The 3,433-nt window shown below is 71.9% G+C and carries 3 protein-coding genes and 1 pseudogene; all 4 read left to right on the top strand.

The annotated features are described in order from the left end of the window. On the top strand, positions 1-1,441 hold a 1,441-nt coding region (gene kdpB / locus GTW43_RS06650; protein WP_161300691.1), incomplete at its 5' end, for a potassium-transporting ATPase subunit KdpB. A gap of 22 nt (positions 1,442-1,463) precedes the next feature. Continuing rightward, entirely contained in the window at positions 1,464-2,117 is a 654-nt protein-coding gene (locus GTW43_RS06645) for a potassium-transporting ATPase subunit C (protein ID WP_161300690.1), read from the top strand. Positions 2,118-2,324: 207 nt separating this feature from the next. Beyond that, entirely contained in the window at positions 2,325-3,083 is a 759-nt protein-coding gene (locus GTW43_RS06640) for an ATP-binding cassette domain-containing protein (RefSeq protein ID WP_161300692.1), read from the top strand. Between the two features lie 168 nt (positions 3,084-3,251). Continuing rightward, positions 3,252-3,433, top strand: a pseudogene (locus tag GTW43_RS06635) (ABC transporter ATP-binding protein); the annotation flags it as partial.

Raw genomic sequence — 3,433 nt, 5'->3', positions numbered from 1 at the left:
GGGCGCCGCACGGCAGAAGACGCCCAACGAGATCGCGCTGAACATCCTGCTCGCGTCGCTGACCGTCGTCTTCCTCCTCGCCGTCGCGACCCTGCCGCCCTTCGCGGACTACGCGGGCGAGCCGATCGGCATGGTGGTGCTCGTCGCCCTCCTCGTCTGTCTGATCCCGACCACGATCGGCGCCCTGCTCTCCGCCATCGGCATCGCCGGCATGGACCGTCTCGTGCAGCGCAACGTGCTCGCCGTGTCCGGCAGGGCCGTCGAGGCCGCCGGCGACGTCTCCACCCTGCTGCTCGACAAGACGGGCACGATCACCCTCGGCAACCGCCAGGCCGCCGCGTTCGTCCCGGTCGCCGGGGTCACCGAGGCCGAACTCGCCGACGCAGCCCAGCTGTCGTCCCTGTCCGACGAGACCCCCGAGGGCCGCTCCGTCGTCGTCCTCGCCAAGGAGAAGCACGGGCTGCGCGCCCGCCGCGAGGGCGAGCTCGCGGACGCCACCTGGATCGAGTTCACCGCACAGACCCGGATGTCCGGCGTGGACACCGACGGGCACCGGATCCGCAAGGGCGCCGCCGGGGCCGTGACGGCCTGGGTGCGCGAGCGCGGGGGAGAGGTCCCCGCGGACGCCCAGGAGCTCACCGACCGTATCGCCGAGGCCGGAGGCACGCCCCTGCTCGTGGCGAGGGAGGACGCCGGAGGCGCCCGGGTGCTCGGCGTCGTGCACCTCAAGGACGTCGTCAAGGACGGCATGCGCGAACGGTTCGACGAACTGCGCCGCATGGGCATCAAAACCGTCATGATCACGGGCGACAACCCGCTGACCGCGAAGGCCATCGCCGAGGAGGCCGGCGTCGACGACTTCCTCGCCGAGGCCACCCCCGAGGACAAGATGGCCCTCATCAAACGCGAGCAGGCGGGCGGCAAGCTCGTCGCGATGACCGGCGACGGAACCAACGACGCCCCGGCCCTCGCCCAGGCGGACGTCGGCGTCGCCATGAACACCGGCACGTCGGCCGCCAAGGAGGCCGGCAACATGGTCGACCTGGACTCCGACCCGACCAAGTTGATCGAGATCGTCGAGATCGGCAAGCAACTGTTGATCACACGTGGTGCATTGACCACGTTCTCGATCGCCAACGACGTCGCGAAGTACTTTGCGATCATCCCGGCCCTCTTCGCGGCGGTCTACCCCGGGCTCGACACGCTCAACGTCATGCGCCTGTCGAGCCCCGACTCGGCGATCCTCTCCGCGGTGATCTTCAACGCGCTCATCATCGTGGCCCTCGTCCCGCTCGCCCTGAAGGGCGTGCGCTACCGCCCGACGAGCGCCGACCGGATGCTGCGCCGCAACCTCGGCGTCTACGGACTCGGCGGCCTCGTCGCCCCGTTCATCGGCATCAAGCTCATCGACCTGCTGCTGTCCCTCGTCCCCGGGCTGTGACCCCCAGAAAGCGTTGATCAGCATGAACAACTCCGTAGGAAACACCGGCCGGCCGGTGTGGGCGGGCCTGCGCGCCCTGCTCCTGCTCACCCTCGTCTGCGGCGTCCTCTACCCGCTCGCGGTCACCGGCATCGCCCAGACCGCCTTCCACGACAAGGCGAACGGCTCGGAGACCGAGGACGCGAGCGGCCGGGTCGTCGGGTCCTCGCTCATCGGCCAGTCGTACACGACGCCGGACGGCAAGCCCGACCTCAGATGGTTCCAGGGCCGCCCGCAGAACGGCCTCGGCACCAACAGCGTCAACACGCAGTACCACCTGATCCTGTCCGGCGCCACCAACCTCGCCGCCGACAACCCCGCACTGACCGCCCAGGTCAGGAAGGCACGCGCCGCCGTCGTGGCCGACAACTCCACGGCCACGTACCAGGTCAGGGCCGCCGACGTCCCGCCCGACGCCGTCACCTCCTCGGGCTCGGGCCTCGACCCGGACATCTCGCCGGCCTACGCCGACCTCCAGGTGCACCGCGTCGCCCAGCGCAACCACCTGCCGGTCGCCCGCGTGCAGCAGCTCGTCGACGCGCACGAGGACGGCCGCACCCTGGGCTTCATCGGCGAGCCCACCGTCAACGTGCTCGCACTCAACACCGCCCTGCGCGACCTGCTCCGCCAGGGCTGAGCCGCGCACCGGGCGGCCGTCCACTCCTCGGACGGCCGCCCGGATAAATGCCGCCTACAGCTACTCTTCCGGCCACGCAGGACAGGCCCAGCGGCGGGAGGCAGCATGAGCGCGACCCTGGACGGAACGGCGGACGGAACGGCGTCCGGCACGACGTACGGCACCGGAGGCGGCGGCCGGACCGTGGCCGCCCTCGATGGCGTCGGCATGCGTCGCATCACCACCGGCCAGGTCATCCTCGACGGCATCGACTGGACCGTGCGCTCCGGCGAGCACTGGGCGCTCCTCGGCCCCAACGGCGCGGGGAAGACCAGCATCCTGCGCCTCGTCGGCGCCACCAACCACCCCACCACCGGCACCGTCGAGGTGCTCGGTCACCGCCTCGGCCGCGTCGACGTGCGCGAACTGCGCGCCCACATCGGCCACGTCTCCACCTCCCAGCGCGTCCCGCGCGACCTCACCGGCCACACCGTCGTCCTGACCGGCCACTCCGGCACCGTCCAGCCGCTCTGGAAGACGTACGGCACCGACGTGCGCGAGCGCGCGGACGCCCTGCTCGCCGAGCTCGACATCAAGGAGCTCGCCGACCGCGAGTACGGGGTCTGCTCCGGCGGCCAGCGCGCCCGCATCCTCATCGCCCGCGCCCTCATGGCGGACCCCGCGCTGCTGCTCCTGGACGAGCCGTTCAACGCGCTCGACCTGCCCTCCCGCGAGGACCTCATCGACACCATGCGCAGGCTTGCCGAGAACCGGCCGGAGCTCGCCACCGTGACGGTCACCCACCACCTCGAGGAGCTCTCCCCGGCGATCAGCCACGCGCTGCTCCTGCGCGAGGGCCGGGTCCTCGCCCGGGGCCCCGTCGAGGACGTCCTCACCCCCGACGGGATGACCGCCTGCTTCGGCCGCCCCATCGAGGTCACCCGGCACGCGGGCCGCTGGCTCGCCCGCTCGGGCGGCCCCTCCTAGGCCCTGTCTTCGAACTCCCGCCTGTCCCGCGGCCCGGGGCCTGCCTCCGGCCCGGGGGTGTACGCAGCACCACCCCGGTCCGGGCCGTACGCCCAATGTGTCCGCCGGTCCCCGTCCGTAGCGTCGATGACGAGGCGCAGAGAGCGCCAGACGAGGGGATCGGCGATCATGCGACACCACGGACGGACACCGCGGAACACGGCCCACGGAGAGGCGCTGCGCCTGGTCCGGGTCGGCAAGACCTACGGCACGGACGAGAGCGGGGCCGACCGGGTCACCGCACTCGACGACATCACGCTCAGCCTGCCGGCGGGCACCTTCACCGCGGTGATGGGCCCCTCCGGCTCCGG

This window comes from Streptomyces sp. SID5785, assembly GCF_009870065.1.
GTDB lineage: Bacteria > Actinomycetota > Actinomycetes > Streptomycetales > Streptomycetaceae > Streptomyces.
This window is presented reverse-complemented; position numbering and strand designations above follow the sequence as displayed.